The 21,343-nt window shown below is 67.5% G+C and carries 23 protein-coding genes; 14 read left to right on the top strand and 9 right to left on the bottom strand.

Annotation, left to right across the window (positions count from 1 at the left end):
• The first annotated feature begins 32 nt into the window (after positions 1-32).
• On the top strand, positions 33-284 hold the full coding sequence (locus E3O39_RS02555; protein WP_134449509.1) for a hypothetical protein: 252 nt from the start codon (positions 33-35) through the stop codon (positions 282-284).
• Positions 281-1,045 carry a DUF2306 domain-containing protein gene (locus tag E3O39_RS02550; RefSeq protein ID WP_241984950.1) on the top strand — a complete coding sequence of 255 codons (765 nt, stop codon included), beginning with the start codon at positions 281-283 and terminating at the stop codon, positions 1,043-1,045. The genes E3O39_RS02555 and E3O39_RS02550 overlap by 4 nt, the downstream gene beginning before the upstream one ends.
• Positions 1,046-1,067: 22 nt before the next feature.
• Here E3O39_RS02550 and E3O39_RS02545 read toward each other — a convergent pair whose 3' ends face one another.
• The 3 genes from E3O39_RS02545 to E3O39_RS02535 form a co-directional block, all read right to left on the bottom strand.
• On the bottom strand, positions 1,068-2,516 hold the full coding sequence (locus tag E3O39_RS02545; protein ID WP_166787383.1) for an HNH endonuclease signature motif containing protein: 1,449 nt from the start codon (positions 2,514-2,516) through the stop codon (positions 1,068-1,070).
• A gap of 175 nt (positions 2,517-2,691) precedes the next feature.
• The gene (locus tag E3O39_RS02540; protein WP_134449507.1) at positions 2,692-3,156 is read right to left on the bottom strand and encodes a phage tail protein; all 465 of its coding nucleotides are present in this window, start codon (positions 3,154-3,156) and stop codon (positions 2,692-2,694) included.
• 63 nt (positions 3,157-3,219) lie between these two features.
• A complete protein-coding gene (locus tag E3O39_RS02535; RefSeq protein ID WP_134449506.1) occupies positions 3,220-3,900 on the bottom strand; it encodes a hypothetical protein in 681 nt (226 codons plus the stop codon).
• Positions 3,901-4,131: 231 nt separating this feature from the next.
• On the opposite strand from E3O39_RS02535, the gene E3O39_RS02530 reads away from it, so the two are divergent.
• Complete coding sequence (locus E3O39_RS02530) at positions 4,132-4,914, top strand: SDR family oxidoreductase (protein WP_134449505.1); 783 nt, start codon at positions 4,132-4,134, stop codon at positions 4,912-4,914.
• A 221-nt stretch (positions 4,915-5,135) separates the two neighbouring features.
• Here E3O39_RS02530 and E3O39_RS02520 read toward each other — a convergent pair whose 3' ends face one another.
• The 3 genes from E3O39_RS02520 to ychF all read right to left on the bottom strand — a co-directional run bounded on the left by E3O39_RS02520 (position 5,136) and on the right by ychF (position 7,595).
• The gene (locus E3O39_RS02520) at positions 5,136-5,810 is read right to left on the bottom strand and encodes an SDR family NAD(P)-dependent oxidoreductase (protein WP_134449504.1); all 675 of its coding nucleotides are present in this window, start codon (positions 5,808-5,810) and stop codon (positions 5,136-5,138) included.
• Positions 5,811-5,910: 100 nt separating this feature from the next.
• Positions 5,911-6,135, bottom strand: a complete 225-nt coding sequence (locus E3O39_RS02515) for a hypothetical protein (protein WP_134449503.1) — start codon at positions 6,133-6,135, stop codon at positions 5,911-5,913.
• A 386-nt stretch (positions 6,136-6,521) separates the two neighbouring features.
• A complete protein-coding gene (gene ychF, locus E3O39_RS02510; RefSeq protein ID WP_134449502.1) occupies positions 6,522-7,595 on the bottom strand; it encodes a redox-regulated ATPase YchF in 1,074 nt (357 codons plus the stop codon).
• Positions 7,596-7,658: 63 nt separating this feature from the next.
• On the opposite strand from ychF, the gene E3O39_RS02505 reads away from it, so the two are divergent.
• The 3 genes from E3O39_RS02505 to rmuC all read left to right on the top strand — a co-directional run bounded on the left by E3O39_RS02505 (position 7,659) and on the right by rmuC (position 10,369).
• Entirely contained in the window at positions 7,659-8,276 is a 618-nt protein-coding gene (locus E3O39_RS02505; RefSeq protein WP_134449501.1) for an exonuclease domain-containing protein, read from the top strand.
• Positions 8,277-8,301: 25 nt separating this feature from the next.
• A complete protein-coding gene (locus tag E3O39_RS02500) occupies positions 8,302-8,913 on the top strand; it encodes a hypothetical protein (protein ID WP_134449500.1) in 612 nt (203 codons plus the stop codon).
• A 100-nt stretch (positions 8,914-9,013) separates the two neighbouring features.
• The gene (gene rmuC / locus E3O39_RS02495) at positions 9,014-10,369 is read left to right on the top strand and encodes a DNA recombination protein RmuC (RefSeq protein ID WP_134449499.1); all 1,356 of its coding nucleotides are present in this window, start codon (positions 9,014-9,016) and stop codon (positions 10,367-10,369) included.
• A gap of 126 nt (positions 10,370-10,495) precedes the next feature.
• Here rmuC and glpX read toward each other — a convergent pair whose 3' ends face one another.
• A complete protein-coding gene (gene glpX, locus E3O39_RS02490; RefSeq protein WP_134449619.1) occupies positions 10,496-11,428 on the bottom strand; it encodes a class II fructose-bisphosphatase in 933 nt (310 codons plus the stop codon).
• A 246-nt stretch (positions 11,429-11,674) separates the two neighbouring features.
• Here glpX and fbaA point away from each other — a divergent pair, with 246 nt between their 5' ends.
• From fbaA to E3O39_RS02475, 3 genes are read left to right on the top strand one after another with little or no spacing between them, the layout of a single operon-like run.
• Positions 11,675-12,700 (top strand): class II fructose-bisphosphate aldolase, encoded by a 1,026-nt coding sequence (gene fbaA / locus E3O39_RS02485; protein ID WP_134449498.1) that lies wholly within the window; start codon positions 11,675-11,677, stop codon positions 12,698-12,700.
• A 19-nt stretch (positions 12,701-12,719) separates the two neighbouring features.
• Positions 12,720-13,769 (top strand): bifunctional 2-polyprenyl-6-hydroxyphenol methylase/3-demethylubiquinol 3-O-methyltransferase UbiG, encoded by a 1,050-nt coding sequence (locus tag E3O39_RS02480; protein WP_134449497.1) that lies wholly within the window; start codon positions 12,720-12,722, stop codon positions 13,767-13,769.
• Positions 13,747-14,298, top strand: coding sequence for a DUF6264 family protein (locus E3O39_RS02475; protein ID WP_134449496.1), 552 nt, complete (start codon positions 13,747-13,749; stop codon positions 14,296-14,298). The genes E3O39_RS02480 and E3O39_RS02475 overlap by 23 nt, the downstream gene beginning before the upstream one ends.
• A 45-nt stretch (positions 14,299-14,343) precedes the next feature.
• Here the strand turns inward: E3O39_RS02475 and E3O39_RS02470 are convergent, their stop codons facing one another.
• Positions 14,344-15,384, bottom strand: coding sequence for a 4-hydroxy-3-methylbut-2-enyl diphosphate reductase (locus tag E3O39_RS02470; RefSeq protein WP_134449618.1), 1,041 nt, complete (start codon positions 15,382-15,384; stop codon positions 14,344-14,346).
• Positions 15,385-15,473: 89 nt separating this feature from the next.
• Between E3O39_RS02470 and xseA the strand changes: the two genes are divergently transcribed.
• Genes xseA through E3O39_RS02445 form a run of 5 tightly spaced genes read left to right on the top strand, consistent with a single transcriptional unit; the run spans position 15,474 to position 19,826 of the window.
• Positions 15,474-16,760 (top strand): exodeoxyribonuclease VII large subunit, encoded by a 1,287-nt coding sequence (xseA, locus tag E3O39_RS02465; RefSeq protein WP_134449495.1) that lies wholly within the window; start codon positions 15,474-15,476, stop codon positions 16,758-16,760.
• A 10-nt stretch (positions 16,761-16,770) separates the two neighbouring features.
• Entirely contained in the window at positions 16,771-17,016 is a 246-nt protein-coding gene (locus E3O39_RS02460) for an exodeoxyribonuclease VII small subunit (protein WP_370294584.1), read from the top strand.
• A complete protein-coding gene (locus E3O39_RS02455) occupies positions 17,013-17,675 on the top strand; it encodes a DUF4245 domain-containing protein (protein WP_134449493.1) in 663 nt (220 codons plus the stop codon). The genes E3O39_RS02460 and E3O39_RS02455 overlap by 4 nt, the downstream gene beginning before the upstream one ends.
• Before the next feature lie 23 nt (positions 17,676-17,698).
• Positions 17,699-18,358 (top strand): carbonic anhydrase, encoded by a 660-nt coding sequence (locus E3O39_RS02450; RefSeq protein ID WP_370294599.1) that lies wholly within the window; start codon positions 17,699-17,701, stop codon positions 18,356-18,358.
• A 52-nt stretch (positions 18,359-18,410) separates the two neighbouring features.
• On the top strand, positions 18,411-19,826 hold the full coding sequence (locus E3O39_RS02445; RefSeq protein ID WP_255454131.1) for an aspartate ammonia-lyase: 1,416 nt from the start codon (positions 18,411-18,413) through the stop codon (positions 19,824-19,826).
• Positions 19,827-19,906: 80 nt separating this feature from the next.
• Here the strand turns inward: E3O39_RS02445 and E3O39_RS02440 are convergent, their stop codons facing one another.
• Complete coding sequence (locus E3O39_RS02440; protein WP_241984953.1) at positions 19,907-21,205, bottom strand: PhoH family protein; 1,299 nt, start codon at positions 21,203-21,205, stop codon at positions 19,907-19,909.
• Positions 21,206-21,343: the final 138 nt, after the last annotated feature.

The following is a 21,343-nucleotide window of genomic DNA, read 5'->3' as shown; positions in this document are numbered from 1 at the left end:
CCGGATTCGCCGGACCACCGAGGAGGAATGACATGAAAAACGGACACGTTGCGCCCCTCGGGCGCGGTGAACTCGACACCTACGAGATCCGGCTTCAGGGGCAGCTGGATGCCTGTTGGACCGACTGGTTCGACGGCTTCCGGCTGACCGAGGCGAACGACGGGACAACGACCCTCACCGGCCCGGTCGTGGACCAGGCCGCCCTGCACGGGCTACTGAGACGGGTCGCAGACCTCGGAGCCACGTTGATCTCGGTCAACGTCCTGACAAGGAGTGACCGGTGACGAACCACAAGATCACTCGAGACACGTCGACACGGGACAAGGCGACACGGGACAGGCCGACACAAGACGGTGCAACGCAGGACAGGCCGGCTGCCGCGGTTCCTCGCGCTGATCGCACCCGGGCACGCACGCGAACTCCGCGGCCGCAATGGCTCGCACCGGCCGGACTGATCCTGCTGAGCCTCATCCCGATTCTCGCCGGGGCTGCGCGCCTCACCGAGCTGACGGGGGGCTCCACCGCCACCGAGCACAACGTCCGGTTCCTCGACTCCCCCATGCCCGTCGTCACGCACATCGTCAGCGTGACCGTCTTCTGCCTCCTCGGCGCCCTCCAGTTCGTTCCCGCCCTGCGGCGCCGGGCGAGCAGGTGGCACCGCATCGCGGGAGTCATCCTCATCCCCGCCGGCCTGCTCTCCGCGCTGTCCGGCCTGTGGATGGTGGTGTTCTACCCGCACCCGCCGGGTGACGGCATCGCCCTCGGCGTGATTCGGCTCTTCTTCGGATCGGCGATGGCCGTGAGCCTCGTTCTCGGTATCCGCGCGATCCTGCGCCGCGATTTCGTCAGGCACGGCGAGTGGATGACTCGGGCCTACGCGATAGCCGTCGCCGCGGGCACGCAGGCGCTGCTGCTGATCCCGGGGGCGATCCTTTTCGGGGCGCAGGACGAGCCCTCCCGCGCGGTCCTGATGGGTGCCGCCTGGGTCCTGAACCTGACGGTCGCCGAGTACCTCATCCGCAGTCGGCGCCGTCGCCGTCGCTAGACGGCGTCGGCCCAGGTCCGTTCTAGAACGGTGTCGGGTCGTCGGGGTCGTCGGGTGCGGGGTCAAGGTTCCAGACGTCAACGATCGGGACCGGTGGTTTCGGTTCGGGTTTGGGTTTCCGGGGTGGTCTCATATCCGCGGAGGGTTCGACGATGTAGCTGTACCCGGCCGGGGAGGTCCATTCGATGCGACCATCGCCGAGGTGCCTCGGCGACCACCGTGTGTAGCTCTTCACCGCGTGGTGATACGGGCAGAGGTGGGCGAGGTTCATCGCGTCGGTCTCCCCGCCGTGCTGCCACTCCACACTGTGGTCGAGGTCGGACCGTTTGGCGGAGCGGCGGCACCCGGGGAAGGTGCAGGTTTCATCCCGTACCTCGAGCCACTTCTTCAAAGCCGCGGGCGGTTTGTAGGTGTCGCGTCCCATCGAGAGCACGACGCCGGTTTCCGGGTGGGTGAGCAGCCGGGTGAAGCTCGGCGCACCCGCCGCGAGACGCCGGGCCGTGTCGGGGTCGATCGGTCCGTACCCGGCGAGGTACCCGGGTTCCTCGCTCTTCCCCAGCAGGGTCAGCACCGGGACGGTGACGTTGACCTGCGCGGCCACCCCGGCACCGAGTCCGTCCGGGGTGACCCCACCGATCAGGACATCGGTGAGCACATCCGCCGCGATCTGCGTCAGGGTGCGTGACTCCTCCGGGCCCTGCAGGGTCAGCGCGGTGTCGAGGGTGCGGTGGTAGGCAGCCTGCACCTTCTCCGCATCCCCGGTCAGATACAGCGACGCCATGCCGTCGTTGAGGGCCTGGAACACCACGTGCCGATCTTCGACGCTTTTCTGGTGCCTCGCGGTGATGGTCTCCGGGTGGGTGCGCTCCCGCACCCTCCGGGCCCGGTCGGCGAGCTTCGCCACGGTCAGCACTTCCGCGTCGGGCACGAGGACTTCCTCGAATACGGCACGGGCCCGCGCGGCCGCTTCCGGGTCATCGACCCGGATGCCCCAGGCCTGCTCCATGATCACTTGCGCGTGCCGGTAACTGATCGCCCCGGTCGCGAGGGCCTCCCGGGTTGCGGGGAGGTCTTCGGCGAGGGTGCGGCTGGCTTCAATCAGGGTCTCCGCCGTCCGGCGCGGCAACCGGAGCAGAGCGCCGACCTCGCAGGTGAACTCCTCTTTCGTGGCTTCCTCCGGAGACCACGGCGGGCGAGGCCCACCGGCGCGTCCTGCGGCGTCCGCGCGGGCCCGGCCGACATCGGCGAGCACCCGTTGGGCGGTGTAGATCGCGGCCGCCCGGCGAGCGGCGGCCCGGTTCATCTCCCGGTCCGCCTCCCGGATCGCGTCATAGAAATCGGCGAGGGGCGGATCCACAAGGCTCAGATGCCGGGGGTTCAGGTAGGTGTCGGGAGGACTGTCGGGCGGGGTCCCGGGCGGGGGTTCCGCCGTGCTTTCGGGCTGAGGTTCTGAGGTATTTTCAGTTGTCATACCGGTCACTCTACGAACGACCACCGACATTCTTGAGGCATCCGCACGCCCACGAATCACCTGTGGAAAACCCGGTCAGAAGCACTTTGTTGAGGACAAGCCGGCGCCTAAGCCACACTCGTCCGGACGGTGCCACAGGTGCGCCACGGACTATCGACGTCGACGGGTCGGGAACTCAGTACTCGCCCTTGATCACGAAGTAGGAACCCCGGATGACGCCGGCCAGTTTCGATTTCTGCCTTGCGAATTTGAATCGAGTGGCCAGTTCTTCGGGCACCTCCATGCCATCGGCGAGCTTGAACCCGACGGCTCGCTTCTGACCGTCCTCGATGCCGTACATGACGTTGATCGACAATCCGGACTCGTAGAACACGTAGGCCATCCGAGTTCCCTCGACTTCGAAGGCGGTCACCTCGAGCGGGCTCGAGGCGATGACGATGTCACGCTCCTCCCTGAGGATGCGGCTCACCCACTCGAGCACGTCCGGAGCGTCGCTCACAGGGCTGACGGTGAAGACATGATCGTATTTGTTCTTGAAGTAGCGCGCCTCGTTGGCCCGCAAGCCGGCGAGCGCGTCCGCCACCGGCGACGATTCAAGTCCGACGGTCGATACGTTCACGAAGTCGACAATGTACGACATGCGGCCCCTCTTCGTTTGTGGTGCCGCCCACGCTAGCGCCGCATCCGCCTTCAGAGTATCGAACTAGCCGCAGAGTTCTTTAGCGATGCCGGCCTGCGGCGACACGATGATCTGGCTCACCTTGTCCTCCAGCACCACAAAATGGATCCACTTCCCCTCTCCGCTGGCCCGTGCGTACTGGGCGATGGGAGTGCCGGCATCCTGGTACGTGATCGCGGGGTACGCGATCGTGAGCTGGTCGAGCGTGGCACCGATTCCGATTCCCGCACTCGTCCGCGCCGACGACGTGGCGGAGCCAGCCGCGCTCTCCCCGGTCTGCACGACAACCTGCTGGATGATGCCGTCGCCGCCCTGATCGGCGATGACGAAGCTGGGGGATCCGGCCTCGGCGAAAGTGACGACAGAACGTGAGGGGCACTCGTCCCAGAGGGTCTGGCTGAAGGCGGTCATCGACTCCTTGGTCGAAGTCAGATCAGCCCCGAGCACCATCGGTCCGACACCGGAGAAGCCGATGATCCACGAGCTCGGGTCGTTCAGGTTAAGTGGAGCCGCTGTTGCGGTCACCGTAGGTGCAGACGTAGGCGCCGCGGTGGGCTGGATCGTGCTGGCGATCGGAACGGCAGAAGCGGTCGAACCCGGCGCCGGCGCATCCGCGTGCTGGCTGGAGCATCCGGACAGCAGGAGGCCCAGCGCCAGGATTCCGGCGAGCCTTGCCGTGGTGAGTCCGGATAGGTCGTGCACCATGTCGATTCCCCCGAGTTCTTGCTGATCAACCTAGCCAGAAGGCTAGCGCACCCAGAGTCCCGGCCCGCATAGGCCAAAATCGCGACTGATGTGGGATTTCGGCTCCGGCGGTTGGGCGCCCCATTGCACAGTGGAATGAACAGTGGTTCCGTGGATCCACGGATGCCGGAACCCCCCTCCCATCATCTCAACGACATTCACCATTCGACCTTCGAGCAGAGGAACCCGAACATGAATCTCGATCTTGCCGGAAAGACAGCCGTCGTCACGGGTGCCAGCAAGGGCATCGGACTCGCGGTGACCACCGCGCTCGTCGCCGAGGGAGCGCAGGTGATCGCAGGCTCCCGATCGTCGTCCTCCGAACTCGACGCTCTCGGCGACGCTGTCCGATTCGTTGCGGTTGATCTGTCGACCCCGACCGGCCCGGACAGGCTGATCGCCGAAGCCGCCGATGGCCTCGACATCCTCGTCAACAACGTCGGTGCGCTCACACCGCGCACTACGGGATTCCTCGACGTGACCGACGAGGACTGGCTCAACACCCTGAACCTCGATCTGATGGCCGTTGTGCGCACGACCCGAGCGGCCATTCCCCGGCTGATCGAGCGGGGAGGCGGAACCGTGGTCACCATCGCTTCCGTGAACGCTTACCTTCCCGACCCCGGAGTCATCGACTATTCCGTCGCGAAAGCAGGAGTCTGGAACCTCTCGAAGGCGCTCTCCAAGGAGTTCGGTGACCGGGGCATCCGCTTCAACACGGTCAGCCCCGGGCCGGTTTCGACGCCGCTGTGGTTGGGCGAAACCGGGGTGGCGTCGACGGTCGCTAAGGCCATGGGCGTCTCCCCCGACGAGGCACGCAAGCGCATCATCGAAGCCGGCGGCGGATTCTCCACCGGCCGCTTCACCGAACCAGGGGAAGTCGCGGACCTCGTGCTCCTGCTGGCCAGTGGGCGGGCCGGCAACGTCACGGGTGCCGACTTCAGAATCGACGGCGGGCTGACGAAGGAACTCTAGAACGACAGCGTGAGACGTCGCCGAGTGGGCGGAGAAGTTCCTGCTCACTCAGCGGGTGGCCGTCGCCCCGGGTTCCGCCTTTGGATCCGCCGGCGAGGGCTGGATCCGGGTCTGTCTGGCCGGACAGCAGGAACCGCTCCTGACGGCGCTCTCCCGCCTGCCCACACCCTGAGCCTTCACCCGGACGATGCCTGCGGTCGCGGGCTGGGCAGGGTGGCTACCTACTCCCGGCCGTCCTCAAGCGGGATGAGCATGGTGCGGAACGGTCCGGCGACGGCGTGGAGGTCCCAGATGCGATCGGCGACGCCGTCGATGCCGTTGGCCAACTGAAGCTGGGGAATGCCGCCCGGGATCACAAGCTGGCTGACCCGGATGCCCTCATCCGACAGGGCATCGTGGAGCATCTCGCCGTAGGCGCTCTCGGCAGGGAAGGCCACCGAGGTTCCTGCGAAGCCGGCGCGGGCCTTCACAGAGGTTCCGCCGTTGATCAGGATGATGCTGCCGCTCCCTGCCGCCCGCATCGCAGGCAGCACCGCACGCGCCGCGTGGATGAGCCCGAGGGCCGAGAACTGCAGTGCCTCCAGAGCCAGCTCCGGAGTCATCTCGAGAACCGGCTTCAGGTAGTCGCGGGACGGGAGCGGGCTGTACTGCAACACCGTGATGGCTCCGAGCTCCGCTTCGGCACGCGCAAGGGCCGCCTCGAGCGATGCCGGCGTGAGGACATCCGCTGCGTACGCCCTCGCGGTGAAGCCGGAAGCGGCCAGCTCGGCTGCCATGGCGTCCAGTTTCGACTGATTCCTGGCGATCAGGGCAATAGAGAAGCCTTCGCGCCCGAACCTTCGCGCGACGGCGGCTCCGAGTCCCGGTCCGGCTCCGATGATGGCGATGACGGGCACGGTGGTCTCCTTCGATGGATGCTGCTGCGATGACTATCGCAAGGAGCACGAGCCTAACGCGAAAGCGGATCTCAACCGGACGAGCGCAGACCGCGACCGGTTACTTTTCGGCCACTTTCGCTTGCCGCGCGCGCAGATATCCGCGCACAAATTGCCACTCCATGATGAGGCCGAGAGCTGTCAGGATGAATGCGGTCGGGGTCTGGGTCATCCCCATCACAACCGAAACCACGACGATGGCCGCACAGATCAACATGTTCCACAACGCCGCAAGTATTCGACCGTTTGGTGAGGTGAGCCAACCGAGCCCGTCGTGATCACTCATCGAATCTGCCCTGTGAGTGCTCCGATTGATGCGCAGATACCGAGAACCACCAGGAGTGCGCCGCTCACCGCCATCAGTGCGGGCGATTGAGTTCGCTGCGATACGCGGAGGCCCTGCTGGCGTCGTTGGCGTCTCGCCAACTCCGATATCCGAGCGCGCTTCACGATGAACGTCACCCCGAATGCAACCGCGAACGGTCCCCATAGGAGCGCAAATACCTGGCCGGAGCTCATGGTGTGAATCCTACGGGCCGAAGAAAGTTCACCCGGCCGTTTCGCGCTCGGAGTCTCCTGCGCGGTTCGGGTGCCATCCACGCGACGCCAACAACGGAAGAGCGACGACCGGCACCTCTGCCGGTCGTCGCTCAGAAATTGGGATGCCGGAGGCTAGACGTTGAAGCGGAACTCCACGACGTCGCCGTCCTGCATGACGTATTCCTTGCCCTCGATACGGGCCTTGCCCTTGGCGCGGGCCTCGGCGATCGAGCCGGCGGCGATCAGGTCGTCGAAGGAGAAGACTTCGGCCTTGATGAAGCCCTTCTGGAAGTCGGTGTGGATCACGCCGGCGGCCTGCGGGGCGGTCCAGCCCTTGTGGATCGTCCACGCGCGGGTCTCCTTCGGGCCTGCCGTCAGGTAGGTCTGCAGGCCGAGGGTGTCGAAGCCGATGCGGGCGAGCTGGTCGAGACCGCTCTCGGCCTGGCCGGTCGAGGCGAGCATCTCCGCGGCGTCGGCCGCGTCGAGCTCGCTGAGCTCTGACTCGAGCTTGGCGTCGAGGAACACTGCGTTGGCCGGGGCGACGAGGGCGGCCAGCACGGCAAGCTTCTCGGCGTCCTGCAGCACGGCCTCGTCGACGTTGAACACGTAGATGAAGGGCTTGGCGGTGAGGAGGCCGAGTTCCCGGATCGGCTCGATGTCGAGCTTCGCGGACGACAGCGGCTGGCCGGCGTCGAGCACGGCCTGCGCCTTGAGCGCGGTCTCGAGCACGATCGGAGGCATCTTGCGGCCCTTGACCTCCTTCTCGAAACGACTGATGGCCTTCTCGAGGGTCTGCAGGTCCGCGAGGATGAGCTCGGTGTTGATGGTCTCCATGTCGCCGGCCGGGTTCACGGCGCCGTCGACGTGCACCACGTCGGGGTCGGCGAATCCGCGGATGACCTGCGCGATGGCATCCGCTTCACGGATGTTCGCGAGGAACTTGTTGCCGAGGCCTTCGCCCTCGCTCGCGCCGCGCACGATGCCGGCGATGTCGACGAAGGACACCGGTGCCGGGAGCAGGCGTTCGCTGCCGAAGATCGCGGCGAGCGCGGCGAGCCGGGAGTCCGGCAGGTTCACGATCCCCACGTTCGGCTCGATCGTGGCGAACGGGTAGTTCGCCGCGAGCACGTTGTTCTTGGTCAACGCGTTGAAGAGGGTGGACTTGCCGACATTGGGCAGTCCGACGATTGCAATAGTAAGAGCCACGAGAATCCATCGTACCGGGCGGGCCCCGCCGGGCCTGTCGGTGGGCCGTGAGAGCATGAAGGGGTGCCCCTCAACTTCACCGCGATCGACTTCGAAACCGCCAACTCCTCAAGCGCCTCCGCGTGTTCGGTCGGGCTCGTGAAGGTGCGTGACGGGCTCGTGACCGATCGGGTCGGCTGGTTCATCCAGCCCGCGCCCGGGCACGACGAGTTCCTGAAGTGGAACATCAAGATCCACGGCATCTACCCGGCGGATGTCTTCGGCGCCCCGACCTGGGCCCAGCAGCTCCCGGCACTGGTCGCCTTCGCCGACGGTGACACCCTCGTGGCCCACAACGCCGGCTTCGACCTCGGCGTCATCAAGACCGCCTCGACGGTCGCGGGACTCCCGGTGCCCGACTTCAGCTATGTGTGCAGCCTGCAGGTCGCCCGCCGCACGTACCACCTCGACTCGTACCGGCTCCCGGTCGCCGCGATGGCGGCCGGTTTCGAGGACTTCGCGCACCACGACGCCCTCGCCGACGCGGAGGCGTGCGCCGCCATCATCATCCACGCGGCGAAACGGCACGGCGCGGACACGGTCGAAGACCTGGCCCGGATCACCAAGGTCGCGGTCGGAGCCATCGGGCCCGTCGCCATCGCAGCGAAGGCCGCGGTCCACGGGCCGATGGCCCTGAGCTAGCAGCAAGACGATCCGGGCCGCCATCGTGGACTCCGAAGACCTGCCACTGAGCCCCTGGCCCCAGGACATGCAGATCAACGTCGAGGAGTGCTGGTCGCCCCTGACCTTCCTGCTCTTCGTGCGCAGCGCCTGGCACCTCGAGATCGACAGCGTTCCGCGCCTGGATTCGGAGCCGGACCCGGGTACCTCGCGCCGGCCGGCCGACCTCGACGTCGACGCCGCCGTGCAGCGCTGGCTGGCCGAGTGGCGGCGGGCCTGGACCCACTTCGACGTGGCCGAACCGACCGTGAGCATCCCGGACGAGGAGATCCAGCGCCTCCTGGACACCCTCACCGACGCGGAGCTGTGGGCGGCGACATCGACCTCGACCTGGCCCTCGGACTTCTGGAACTCCGGCATCGACCAGGAAGCCTATGGAATGTGGCGCACGACGATGCCCGCACCGCTCGGCGCCCTGCCGGAGAACCGCGTCATCCCCGCGCTCGTCACGGCAGGACAGGGCGGCCTCACGACGATCATCCAGCTGCCGTACCTCGGATTCTTCGCGCAGCGGATCAACCGGGAACACCTCGTCGTGTCGCGGACCACCCGGAACGACCCGGAAATGCTGACTCTCGCGCTCGCGCTCGAAGCCTGACGCGCTCCCAGCTCACCGGGTCGCCAGACCGGTGAACCCTCCTCGGCGGGTTCCCGCCTGCCGCGACGCCAATGTCGGTGGCCACTGGCAGGGTTGAGACATGGATCCCTGGCTCACCCTCCTTCTCGGCATCGCCCTCGGCGCCGTACTCGGCGCCCTCTGCACGGTCATCGTGCTGCAACGCCGCGCCGCCCGGGACGGCGCAGCCACGCCCACCGTCGATCCCGCCGTTCTCGAAGCCCGCCACCAGGTCGACCTCGCCGAACTGCGGTCCTCCGAGGCCGCCGTCTCGGCCATCCTGCGTGAAGAACTGGCCTCGGTGCAGGCCACGACGGATGCCCTCCGCGAGCAACTCGCCGAGGCGCAGCGCCGGGGACGCGAGTTCGACGAGCGGCACCGCGAGGAGGCCGCCGCCCGCACCGAACGCGAACAGCGGGAGAGCAAGGTCCTGCAGGCCCTGGCCCCGGTGCGGGAAAGCCTGCACGACATGCAGCTGAAGGTCTCCGAACTCGAGGCCCAGCGCAGCCTGCAGCACGGCGAGCTCAGCCAGCAACTCCGCAGTGCCACTGAATCCGAAGAGCGCCTGCGCAGCACCGCCGAGTCACTGGCTTCCGCCTTGCGCGCCAACAACACGCGCGGAGTCTGGGGCGAGACCCAGCTGCGCAGCGTCGTCGAGGCCGCCGGGCTCATCGAGCGGGTCGATTTCGACGTGCAGTCGAGCATCAGCTCAGACGCGGGCGCCGGCCGGCCTGACATGGTCGTGCACCTGCCCGGAGGCAAGAACATCGCCGTCGACGCCAAGGTGCCGTTCACGGCGTTCCTCGAGGCGAGCCAGATCCCGGCGACGGCCACCGGTGCGGAGGGCGCACGGCGCACGGCTCTCCTGGGCGCCCACGTGAAGGCAGTGCGCGACCACATCACCGCCCTCGGCAGCAAGGCATACTGGCAGGGCCTCGAGGCCTCCCCCGAGATCGTGATCGCGTTCATCCCGAGCGAGTCGCTCGTGTCGTCCGCTCTCGAAGCCGACCCTTCGATCATGGAGTTCGCCTTCTCCAAACGGGTCGCGCTCGCCTCCCCCGTGACGCTCTGGTCGGTGCTCAAGACCGTCGCGTTCACCTGGCAACAGGATGTGCTCACGCACGACGCGAAAATGCTCTTCGACCTCAGCCGCGAGCTCTACGCCCGGCTGGCCGTCACCGCCACCCACATCGAGAAGCTGGGGCGCTCCATCGAGCGCACCGTCAAGGACTACAACGGTTTCGTCGGTTCGATGGAACGCCAGGTCCTGCCGACGGCGCGCAAGCTCAACGCACTCGACGAGTCCAAAGTGCTCGCCCCGCTGGCGGGCGTCGAGGAGTCCCCGCGGGAACTCGTCGCCTGGGAGTTCGTGACCGAACTGGAAGCCGCGGGACTCGCCGAGGCAGAACTCGAGGCATCCGCCCACCGCGCGGACTGAGCGGGCGCAATACGACAATCGCCGTTCCGGCCGAGCGTCTCCCGAAGAACGGGGGTACTCGGCCGAAACGGCGATTGTTGTAGGGAGATGCGGGGGTGCGGTCAGTGCGAGGTCAGTGCCCGCGGGCTACAGCCACTTGGCGGCGAGGTGGTCGGCCACGACCCGGCGGACGGTGCCGGACTTGCCGCGCATGACGATGCTCTCGGTGCGGATGATCGGACCCTTACGACGCACGCCGTCGACGAGACCGCCGTCGGTCACGCCGGTAGCGACGAAGAAGGTGTTGTCTCCCGAGACCATGTCGTCGAGGTCGAGCACCTTGTCGACGTCGAGTCCGGCAGCAATGGCCCTGGCACGTTCGGCGTCGTCCTTGGGGGCGAGTCGGCCCTGCATGAAGCCGCCGAGTGCCTTGAGCGCGCACGCCGTCGTGATGCCCTCCGGGCTGCCGCCGATACCGACGCACATGTCGATGCGGGTGCCGTAACGGGCGGCGTTGATGCCGCCGGCGACGTCGCCGTCGGACATGAGACGGGTGCCGGCTCCCGCGCTCCGGATCGCGTCGATCAGGCCTTCGTGGCGCGGACGGTTGAGCACGGCGACGACCATCTCGCCGATGGGCTTGCCGGTGGCCTGGGACAGCGCGCGCAGGTTGTCGCCGATCGGCTGGTCCAGGTGCACGACGCCGAAGCCGGCGGCGCCCGTGACGATCTTGTCCATGTAGAACACCGAGGAGGCATCGAGCATCGTGCCCCGGGACGATACGGCGATCACCGAGAGCGCGTTCTGGCGCCCCTCGGCCGTGAGGCTCGTGCCGTCGATGGGGTCCACGGCGATGTCGCAGGCCGGACCGGTGCCGTTTCCGACGTGCTCGCCGTTGAAGAGCATCGGGGCCTTGTCCTTCTCGCCCTCGCCGATGACGATGACTCCATCGAAGTTGACGGTACCGAGGAAGACTCGCATCGCGTCGACGGCGGCCTTGTCAGCCGCGTTCTTGTCTCCGCGGCCGATGAACGGCACCGCGCGGATAGCCGCGGCTTCGGTCGCGCGCACCAGCTCCATGGCCAGGTTTCGGTCCGGGTGGGTGAAATTGGGGGCGATTTCGGGGCTGTTCACAGATGGTCCTTCCCGGACGAAGAGTGCGGCAGTGGCAAGGCCCAGCGTTGGGCCGGCGCCGGTCGCCCAACGCTGCCGTTTAAGAGCCTAGCGCCCGCCCAGCGGGAACGGCTGATGTTTCCCGTCCAGCCATCCAGCCGCCATCGGTAGGATGGGAAGACCGAATCTGTACAACCGAGGAGACGCAGAAACATGCCCATCGCAACCCCAGACCAGTATGCAGAGATGCTCAACAAAGCCAAGACCCAGGGTTTCGCTTACCCGGCGTTCAACGTTGCGTCTTCCCAGAGCATTAATGCCGTCCTGCAGGGCCTGACTGAAGCCGGCTCCGACGGCATCATCCAGGTCACCACCGGTGGCGCCGATTATTTCGCCGGCCACACGGTCAAGAACCGCGCATCCGGTGCGCTCGCCATGGCTCACTTCGTGCAGTCCGTCGCCGACAATTACCCCGTTACCGTTGCCCTGCACACGGACCACTGCCCCAAGGGCGCCCTGGACGACTTCGTCCTCCCCCTCATCGCCGCTTCGGAAGCCGAAGTCAAGGCCGGGCGCAACCCGATCTTCCAGTCGCACATGTGGGACGGTTCCGCCATCCCGCTCGCCGAGAACCTCGTCATCGCGAAGGACATCCTCAAGCGCACCAAGAACATCAACGCGATCCTCGAGGTCGAGATCGGCGCCGTCGGAGGCGAAGAAGACGGTGTCGAGGGCGACATCAACGAGAACCTGTACACGACCCTCGCCGACGCGAGCGCCATGATCGACGCCCTCGGCCTCGGCGAAGACGGCCGCTACATGGCCGCGCTGACCTTCGGCAACGTCCACGGTGTCTACAAGCCCGGCAACGTCAAGCTGCGCCCGGAGCTCCTCAAGGAGATCCAGGACGGCCTCGCCGCCAAGTACGGCACCGGCCCGAAGCCGCTTGACCTCGTCTTCCACGGCGGGTCCGGCTCGACCGCCGACGAGATCGCCGAAGCCGTCGCCAACGGCGTCGTGAAGATGAACATCGACACCGACACCCAGTACGCGTTCACGCGTGCCGTCGCCGGCTACATGCTGAAGAACTACGACGGCGTCCTCAAGATCGACGGCGAAGTCGGCAACAAGAAGCTGTATGACCCGCGCGCCTGGGGCAAGGTCGCCGAGACGGCGATGGCCGCCCGCGTCGTCGAAGCCACCCAGCAGCTCGGCTCCGCTGGACACTCGGAGAGCTAATCCGGAGTAAATTCATCCAATGGGCGAAACATCGGCGTACTCCAGCCACCTGTTCGTGCGGGGAACCCGCAACAACAGCTGGTCCAACATGCTCTCCTTCATTCTTGAAGGATCGAGGGTGCTGGATGTGGGGTGCTCGGCCGGAAATTTCGGTGAAGCCCTGGAACAGATGAATAACTGCACCGTCGTCGGTGTCGACCTGAATCCGGTCGACATCGACGAGGCGCGGGGCAAGATCTCCGAGGCCTACGTGCTCGACGTGAGCGACACGGCCGCCGTCGCCGGGCTCGGAGCTTTCGACGTCGTGCTGTTCGCCGACGTCCTCGAACACCTGCCAGACCCGCGCGCGACCCTCGTGGCCATTCGCGCCCTGCTGCGGCCCGGCGGAGTCGTGGTCTACTCGATTCCCAATATGGGTCACCTTTCCGTACGGCTGGACCTGCTCGAGGGCCGGTTCACCTACACGGAGACCGGGCTGCTCGACAAGACCCACCTGCATTTCTACGATGCCTTCGAGATCGAAGACATGTTCACGGCCGCCGGTTACGGCATCCGTGAGGAGGACCCCGTCGTCTCGGAATATCCGGAACGCTGGGTGACCGAACGTCTTGCCGGCCTCGGACTCACCGCGGACGAGACGTTCTTCGACCTCCTCAAGGCCACGGACAGCCACGTCTACCAGTACGTCGGAGTCGCGATCCCCCTGGCCTCCCTGCCGCGGAACACCGCGCCGATCCGCACGCGTGCAACACCACCCGACGAGATCCTCGGATTCGCGAACCGGATCGCCGCCGAGAACGAGGCGCTCAAGAACACGGATGCCGCCCTCGTCACAGCCGCCCAGGCCCGCCTCGAGGCGGACCTCCTCGCCGCTGACAAAGCAACCGCCCTGGCCGAACGGGACGCCGCGACGGCCGAGCTCGTCGCCACCTCCGCCGCCAGGGATGCCCTGGCCGGCGAAGTAGCCGGTCTCCGGGCGCACCTCACCTATATGAAGACGCACCCCGTCGCCTTCCTCACCCGCAAATTAGTCGAACGGCTCCCCCGTGCCCAGCGAAAACGTCCCTGACAGCCCCCGCCGGGACCCCCGGCCCCAGCCCCGCTACGGGGAGCTGGCCCCTGAGGGCTGGAGCTGGGATCCGGGCGTCACCACGCCACGCTCGCCAACCGCTGGCCCGAACTCCGCTGTCTCCGCGCCGTCGCTTGGTACTCTGACCGGACCGGCCAGGCCCGATGTTCCCGCCTGGGACCGGCGGGTCACCCTCGGCCTGCTCGCGCTCGGCCTCGCCGCGACCTTCATGTCGATCGGGGTGCTCAACGCCCTCCCCGACGCCATCCAGATGCTCTACACCCAGTCCCACCTCGGTACCTACGTGCCGGACTCCTCCGTCGCCGGGCTCGTCACGGCGGGCGGAATCACCGAAGCGATCGTCTGGCTGCTCACCGCCGCCGCGGCGATCCTGCTCATCTCACGCCGCAAGCGGGCGTTCTACGTCCCGGTGATCGGCGCGGTGATCGCGCTCGTGGTGATCTTCGCCTTCATGATGGTCGTCGTGACCACCGACCCGACGCTGATCGACTTCTACAGCCAGCCGTAGGCATCCACGCGGGCGCCCCCCACCGGCGCCCCACGATGATCGGCGCTACTCGACCCGGGTCACTCGCCCGCCGAGCGCCCGTGCGTCGTTGTTGCCCGCGAGGTCCTTGCGCAGTTCCTTCGGGAGCGAGAAGAGCAGGTCCTCCTCGGCGGTCTTCACTTCCTGCACGTCACCGAATCCGGCGCCGGCGAGGTCGCGCAGGAGTTCGGTCACGAGTTCCTCGGGCACGGATGCCCCGCTCGTCACTCCGACGGTCGCGACGCCGTCGAGCCACTCCTGCTTGACCTCGCTCGCGAAGTCGACCCGGTAGGCGGCGCGGGCGCCGTATTCGAGGGCGACCTCGACGAGGCGCACCGAATTGGACGAGTTCGCCGAACCGACGACGAGCACGAGGTCTGAGGCCTCGGCGATCTTCTTGATCGCCACCTGCCGGTTCTGGGTGGCGTAGCAGATGTCATCGCTCGGCGGATCCTGCAGCAGCGGGAACCGGGCGCGCAGCCGGCTCACGGTCTCCATGGTCTCGTCGACGCTGAGGGTGGTCTGCGACAGCCAGACGACCTTCTCCGGGTTGCGCACCACGATCGTGTCGGCCTCGTCCGGGCTGCCCACGAGGGTCGTGTGCTCCGGGGCCTCCCCTGCCGTGCCCTCGACCTCTTCATGTCCTTCGTGGCCGATCAGCAGGATCTCGAAATCATCGCGGGCGAAGCGCACGGCCTCGCGGTGCACCTTGGTGACGAGCGGGCAGGTCGCGTCGATCGCGCGCAGCCCCCGCGCAGCGGCCGCGCTGACGACGGCCGGCGACACTCCATGGGCGCTGAAGACGAGGTGCGAGCCGCGGGGCACCTCATCGACCTCGTCGACGAAGATGGCGCCCTGCTTCTCGAGTTCGGAGACGACGTGCACGTTGTGCACGATCTGCTTGCGCACGTAGACGGGCGCTCCGTACAGCTCGAGCGCCTTCTCGACCGCGATGACGGCCCGGTCGACACCCGCGCAGTAGCCGCGCGGGGCAGCGAGCAGCACCCGTTTCGGCCCATCCACCGGGGTATCCTTGAGGACGTTGCGTGCCCGGGGAATCCGGGGCATGCCGAGGCCGATAACGCTTGAATCCGAGCTGATAGTCACCGGCTCATTCTATGGGTGCGTGGCTGGACAGGCCGTGGGAGGAACGATTCATGACCGATGCACCACCCACCCTCGAGGCCCCGTGGCCCGTCGCCCTGCTGGCGAACAAGATCCGCGGCTACATCGAGCGGCTCGGCACAGCCTGGGTCGAGGGTGAGATCACCCAGTGGGGCGTCAGTGGCGGCAACGTGTACGGCAAGCTCAAAGACCTCAGCGAGGACGCCACCGTCGGCTTCACCGTGTGGTCGTCCGTCAAGGCCCGGCTGAGCGACGAGTTCAAGCAGGGCGACCGCGTCATCGCACTGGTCAAACCGAATTACTGGGTCAAGGGCGGCACACTCACCATGCAGGTCTTCGACCTGCGCCACGTCGGCCTCGGCGACATGCTCGAACGCCTCGAGCGTCTCCGCAAGCAGCTCGCAGCCGAAGGCCTCTTCGCCACCTCCCGCAAGAAACCGCTCCCGTTCCTGCCGCACTGCATCGGCCTCGTCACCGGCAAGGACTCCGACGCCGAGAAGGACGTCATCCGCAACGCCCAGCTGCGCTGGCCCGCCGTCGATTTCCACCTCGCGTACGCGGCCATGCAGGGCGACCGCTCGGTGGCCGAGGTCGTCGCCGCGATCCAGCGCCTCGATGCCGACCCCGACGTCGACGTCATCATCGTCGCCCGCGGCGGCGGCGACTTCCAGAACCTGCTCGGCTTCAGCGACGAACGCGTGCTCCGCGCCGCGGCGGCCTGCGCCACCCCCCTGGTCAGTGCGATCGGCCACGAGGCCGACCGGCCCCTGCTCGACGAGGTCGCCGACCTCCGGGCCTCCACCCCGACGGATGCCGCCAAGCGGGTCGTTCCCGACGTCTCGGACGAACTCAACCGCGTCCAGCAGGCCAGGGCCCGGTTGAGCACCCGGCTGACCGGAATCCTCGCCGCCGAGGTCGACCGGATCGGCCAGCTCCGGTCACGCCCCGTGCTCAGCAGCACGGCCTGGATCGTCGATTCCCGTGCCGAGGACCTCACCCGGTACGTCGCCCGGGGAACGGAGCTAGTGGAACGCGTCGTCGAGGCATCCGCCGGCGTCGTCACGGAGCTCCGCTCGAGGCTCCGCACGCTGTCCCCGCAGGGCACCCTCGATCGCGGTTACGCGATCGTGCAGGTGCGCGACGGCCACGTGCTGCGTGCCGCCGCCGATGCTCCGGACGGTACCCGGCTCAGGATCACGCTCGGCGCGGGAACCCTCGCGGCCACAGCAGGCCCGTCCGCCGAGCCGGCCGCAGACCCGGCCGCGGACCCGGCAGCTGACCCGGCCACCGGGCCGAAAACGACAGCCAGGACTCAATAGAATGGACGCCATGACCGCTCCCGCCGACATCTCCACCCTGAGCTACGAGCAGGCCAGGGACGAACTCGTCCGGGTCGTGAGCGCCCTCGAACAGGGCTCTTCGACCCTCGAAGAGTCCCTCGCCCTGTGGGAACGCGGCGAGGAACTCGCGAGCCGCTGCGAGGAATGGCTGATCGGAGCCAAGGCCCGCCTCGACGCCGCTCGCGCGCGCCAACTGGACTCCGCCTCCCCCTCGACCGGCCCCGGCACCGAATGACCACCACGAAGCGCCCGCCCCGGGTCGTCGCCGAGCTCGGCAGGCCTGAGACCGCCCAGGAGACGGCGGACCGCCTCGCGACGAACTCGCGGAACTACCGGTCGCGCAAGACCGTCAACAACCTGGTCCTGTCCCTGCTCGCCACCCTCGGTGCGGTCTTCGTTCTCGTTCTCCTCGTTCCGCGCAGCGACGGGCCCGTCGACCGCACCGTCGATTTCGCCGCAGTCGCGAGCCAGGTGCAGGTCGGGATCGACGAGCCGCTTGTGGTCCCTGAGCTCCCGGATGGCTGGCGGGCGAACGCCGCCCAGTGGCGTCTCGGCGGCACAGACAAGATCCCGTCCTGGTACATCGGCCTGCTGACCCCCCGCAACGAGTTCATCGGCCTCACCCAGGCCCTCGGCGCGAATCCGACCTGGATCGGGCAGCAGTTGAACGACGCCCCCGCATCCCAGACGCTCACCCTCGCAGGTGTCACCTGGGACGTCTACCGGAACCCGGCGGCCGAGAAAGACCGCGGCAACTTCGAATACGCCCTCGTGACGAGCGCAGGGACGAGCAGCTACCTTCTCGTCGGAACGGCAGACGAAGACGAATTCGCGGCGCTCGCGACCGCGATCGCCGCCCAGATCAGTGCCAACGGACAGGCGGTGACCCAGTGACCGGACAGGGCAAAGACGTGCTCATCAGCCAGGCTGCGGCCCCGGGCGACGCCGTGGGCCCGGCAGCGGTGTGGAGCCGGCTGCAGCGCGGCAACCAGCGATTCGTGGACGGCGAGCCGCAGCATCCGCGCCAGGACGTCGACCGGCGCACCGAGCTCGCGACCGCGCAGACCCCGGCCGCGGCCCTCTTCGGGTGCAGCGACTCGCGTCTCGCCGCCGAGATCATCTTTGACATGGGCCTCGGCGACCTTTTCGTCGTGCGGAACGCCGGCCAGGTCATCTCCGATTCCGTGCTCGGCTCCCTCGAGTACGCGGTCGCCGTGCTCAAGGTCCCGCTCATCCTCGTGCTCGGCCACGACGGCTGCGGCGCGGTCCAGGCCGCCGTTGACGCGCAGGCGCCCGGGGCGGCTCCCCTGCCCGTGCACATCGGCCGGATCATTGAGAAGATCGTGCCCGCCGTGCACCGGGTGGTCGCGGCGACGGATGCGACGCTGACCGAACCCGGGAGCATCGATGCACTCATGGTCGGCAGGGAACACCTGCGCGACACCGTGACCGAGCTCCTGGAACAGTCCGAGTTGATCAGCGACGCCGTCGCAGCGGGTACATTGGCTATCGTCGGCGCCAATTACCGACTGCTCGAAGGCCGGGCCGTTCCCGACGTCGTCGTCGGCAACGTCTGATCCCACAGCCCGGGCAGTACCGTCTCCCAATCGAAAGGTCTTACACACAGTGGTGCAAAAAACCGCAGATGCCGGCTACCGAATCGAACACGACACGATGGGCGAGGTGCAGGTTCCCGTCGACGCCCTCTACGGCGCCCAGACCCAGCGGGCCGTTGAGAACTTCCCGATCTCCGGCTCCGTCCTCGAACCCGCGCAGATCTCGGCCCTCGCCCGCATCAAGAAATCCGCCGCCCTCGCGAACGCGCAGCTCGGGGTGCTCGACGGCGACATCGCCGAGGCGATCGCCGGAGCAGCAGACGAGGTCATCACCGGTCTCTACGACGACCAGTTCCCGATCGACGTCTACCAGACCGGCAGCGGCACCTCCTCGAACATGAACATGAACGAGGTGCTCGCGACCCTCGCCACCCGCACCCTCGGCCGCCCGGTGCACCCGAACGACCACGTCAACGCCTCACAGTCCTCGAACGACGTCTTCCCCACGTCGGTGCACCTCGCCGTCACGAGCGCGCTCATCGACGACCTCATCCCCGGGCTCGACCACCTCGCCGTCGCCCTCGAGGCCAAGTCGGTGCTCTGGGCCGATGCCGTCAAGGCCGGCCGTACCCACCTGATGGACGCGACCCCGGTCACCCTCGGCCAGGAGTTCGGCGGCTACGCCCGCCAGATGCGGCTCGGCATCGAGCGCATCCGCAGCGCCCTCCCCCGCGTCGCCGAGGTGCCCCTGGGCGGCACTGCAGTGGGCACCGGCATCAACACCCCCGCCGGCTTCCCCCAGCTCGTGATCGAGCTCCTGGTCGCCGAGACCGAGCTTCCCGTGACGGAAGCGCGCGACCACTTCGAAGCGCAGGCCAACCGCGACGGCCTCGTCGACGCATCCGGTGCCCTGCGCACCATCGCGGTCAGCCTCACCAAGATCTGCAACGACCTGCGCTGGATGGGCTCCGGCCCCAACACCGGCTTCGGCGAGCTGCAGATCCCCGATCTTCAGCCCGGCTCCTCGATCATGCCCGGCAAGGTCAACCCGGTCATCCCCGAGGCCGTGCTGATGGTCTGCTCCCGCGTGATCGGGAACGACGCGACCGTGGCATGGTCGGGCGCGTCCGGCTCCTTCGAGCTCAACGTGGCCATCCCCGTGATGGGCACCGCGCTGCTCGAGTCGATCCGCCTGCTCTCGAACGCGACGCGGGTGCTCGCCGACAAGACCATCGACGGGCTCGAGGCCAACCTCGACCGGGCGAAGGCCCTGGCCGGCTCCTCCCCCGCCATCGTGACGCCGCTCAACCGGGTGATCGGCTACGAGGCCGCGGCGAAGGTCGCCAAGCACGCGGTCGCGCACGGCGTCCCGGTGCGCCAGGCCGTCATCGACCTCGGTTTCGTGGAACGCGGCGAAGTCACCCTGGCCCAGCTCGACACGGCCCTGGACCTGCTCAGCATGACGCGTCCCCCCGCGCGCACCGCCTAGCCCCGGTACCTTTCCGGTCGAGGGCGCCCTTTCCGCGGGTCACTCTCGACCGGAAAGGGCACCTTCGCCGGAACGCGGGGTCAGTTCGGGTCGTTGCCCTCGAGCATCTCGGTGACGAGCGCGGCGATCGCGCTGCGCTCCGAGCGGGTGAGCGTCATGTGGGCGAACAGCGGATGCCCCTTGAGCGTCTCGATCACGGATGCGACGCCGTCGAAGCGGCCGACCCGGAGATTGTCCCGCTGGGCGACGTCGTGGGTGAGGACCACCCGCGAGTTCTGCCCGATGCGACTGAGCACCGTGAGCAGCACGTTGCGCTCGAGGGACTGCGCCTCATCGACGATCACGAACGCGTCGTGCAGCGAACGGCCCCGGATGTGGGTGAGCGGCAGGACCTCGAGGATCCCCCGCTCGAGGACCTCTTCGAGCACGTTCTCGGACACGAGCGCGCCGAGGGTGTCGAAGACCGCCTGGGCCCACGGGCTCATCTTCTCGCTCGCGTCACCGGGCAGATAGCCGAGTTCCTGGCCGCCGACCGCGTAGAGCGGGCGGAACACCATGATCTTGCGATGCTGCTGGCGTTCCAGGACGGCTTCGAGTCCCGCACAGAGCGCGAGCGCCGACTTCCCCGTCCCCGCTCGCCCTCCCAGGGAGAGGATCCCGATCTCAGGGTCGAGCAGCAGGTCGATCGCCAGGCGCTGCTCCGCCGACCGGCCCTTGAGGCCGAACAGGTCCCGGTCGCCGCGCACGAGCCGCATTTCGCCCTTGCCGGTGACCCGGCCGAGCGCCGAGCCGCGGTCAGAATGGACCACGAGGCCGGTGTTGATCGGCATGTCCTGCACCAGACGGGTGTTGAGCACCTCGTTGTCGTAGAGTTCGCTGATCTGGTTCGACCCGAGAGTGATCTCGTCCATCCCCGTCCAGCCGGAATCGACCGCGAGCTCGTGTCGGTACTCATCCGCGAGCAGGCCGATCGATGCCGCCTTGACCCGCAATGGCAGGTCCTTGGAGACGACCGTGACGGCGAGACCGTCGTTGGCGAGGTTCATCGCGACCGCGAGGATCCTCGAATCGTTGTCGCCGAGTTGCAGGCCCGAGGGGAGCACCGACATGTTGGAGTGGTTCAGCTCGACACGCAGGCTGCCACCCTCTCCGACCGGGATCGGGAAGTCGAGGCGTTCATGCTTGACACGCAATTCGTCGAGGAGCCGGAGGGCCTGGCGGGCGAAGTACCCGATCTCCGGGTCGTTGCGCTTGGATTCGAGTTCGGCGATCACGACGACCGGCAGCACGATGGCATGCTCGGCGAACCGGAAGATCGCCTTGGGATCCGACAGGAGGACCGAGGTGTCCAGCACGAAGGTGCGCTCGGTTTGCTTGATGTCGGAAGCCGTCTGGTTCGAACCCTGATAGTCGGTCTGATTAGCGGTCACAACCACTCCCACCCCGTGCCTCGAAAGGCGCGGATTGTGTTGGCGAGCTGGCCACGGGGGTTCTCGAGCCGTACTTATGTGGCCGTC

The organism is Cryobacterium sp. MDB2-A-1 (assembly GCF_004402675.1).
In the GTDB taxonomy this organism is placed as follows: Bacteria; Actinomycetota; Actinomycetes; order Actinomycetales; family Microbacteriaceae; genus Cryobacterium; species Cryobacterium glucosi.
Note: the sequence above shows the minus strand (reverse complement) of the source record. Positions and strands in the feature narration are given on the sequence as shown.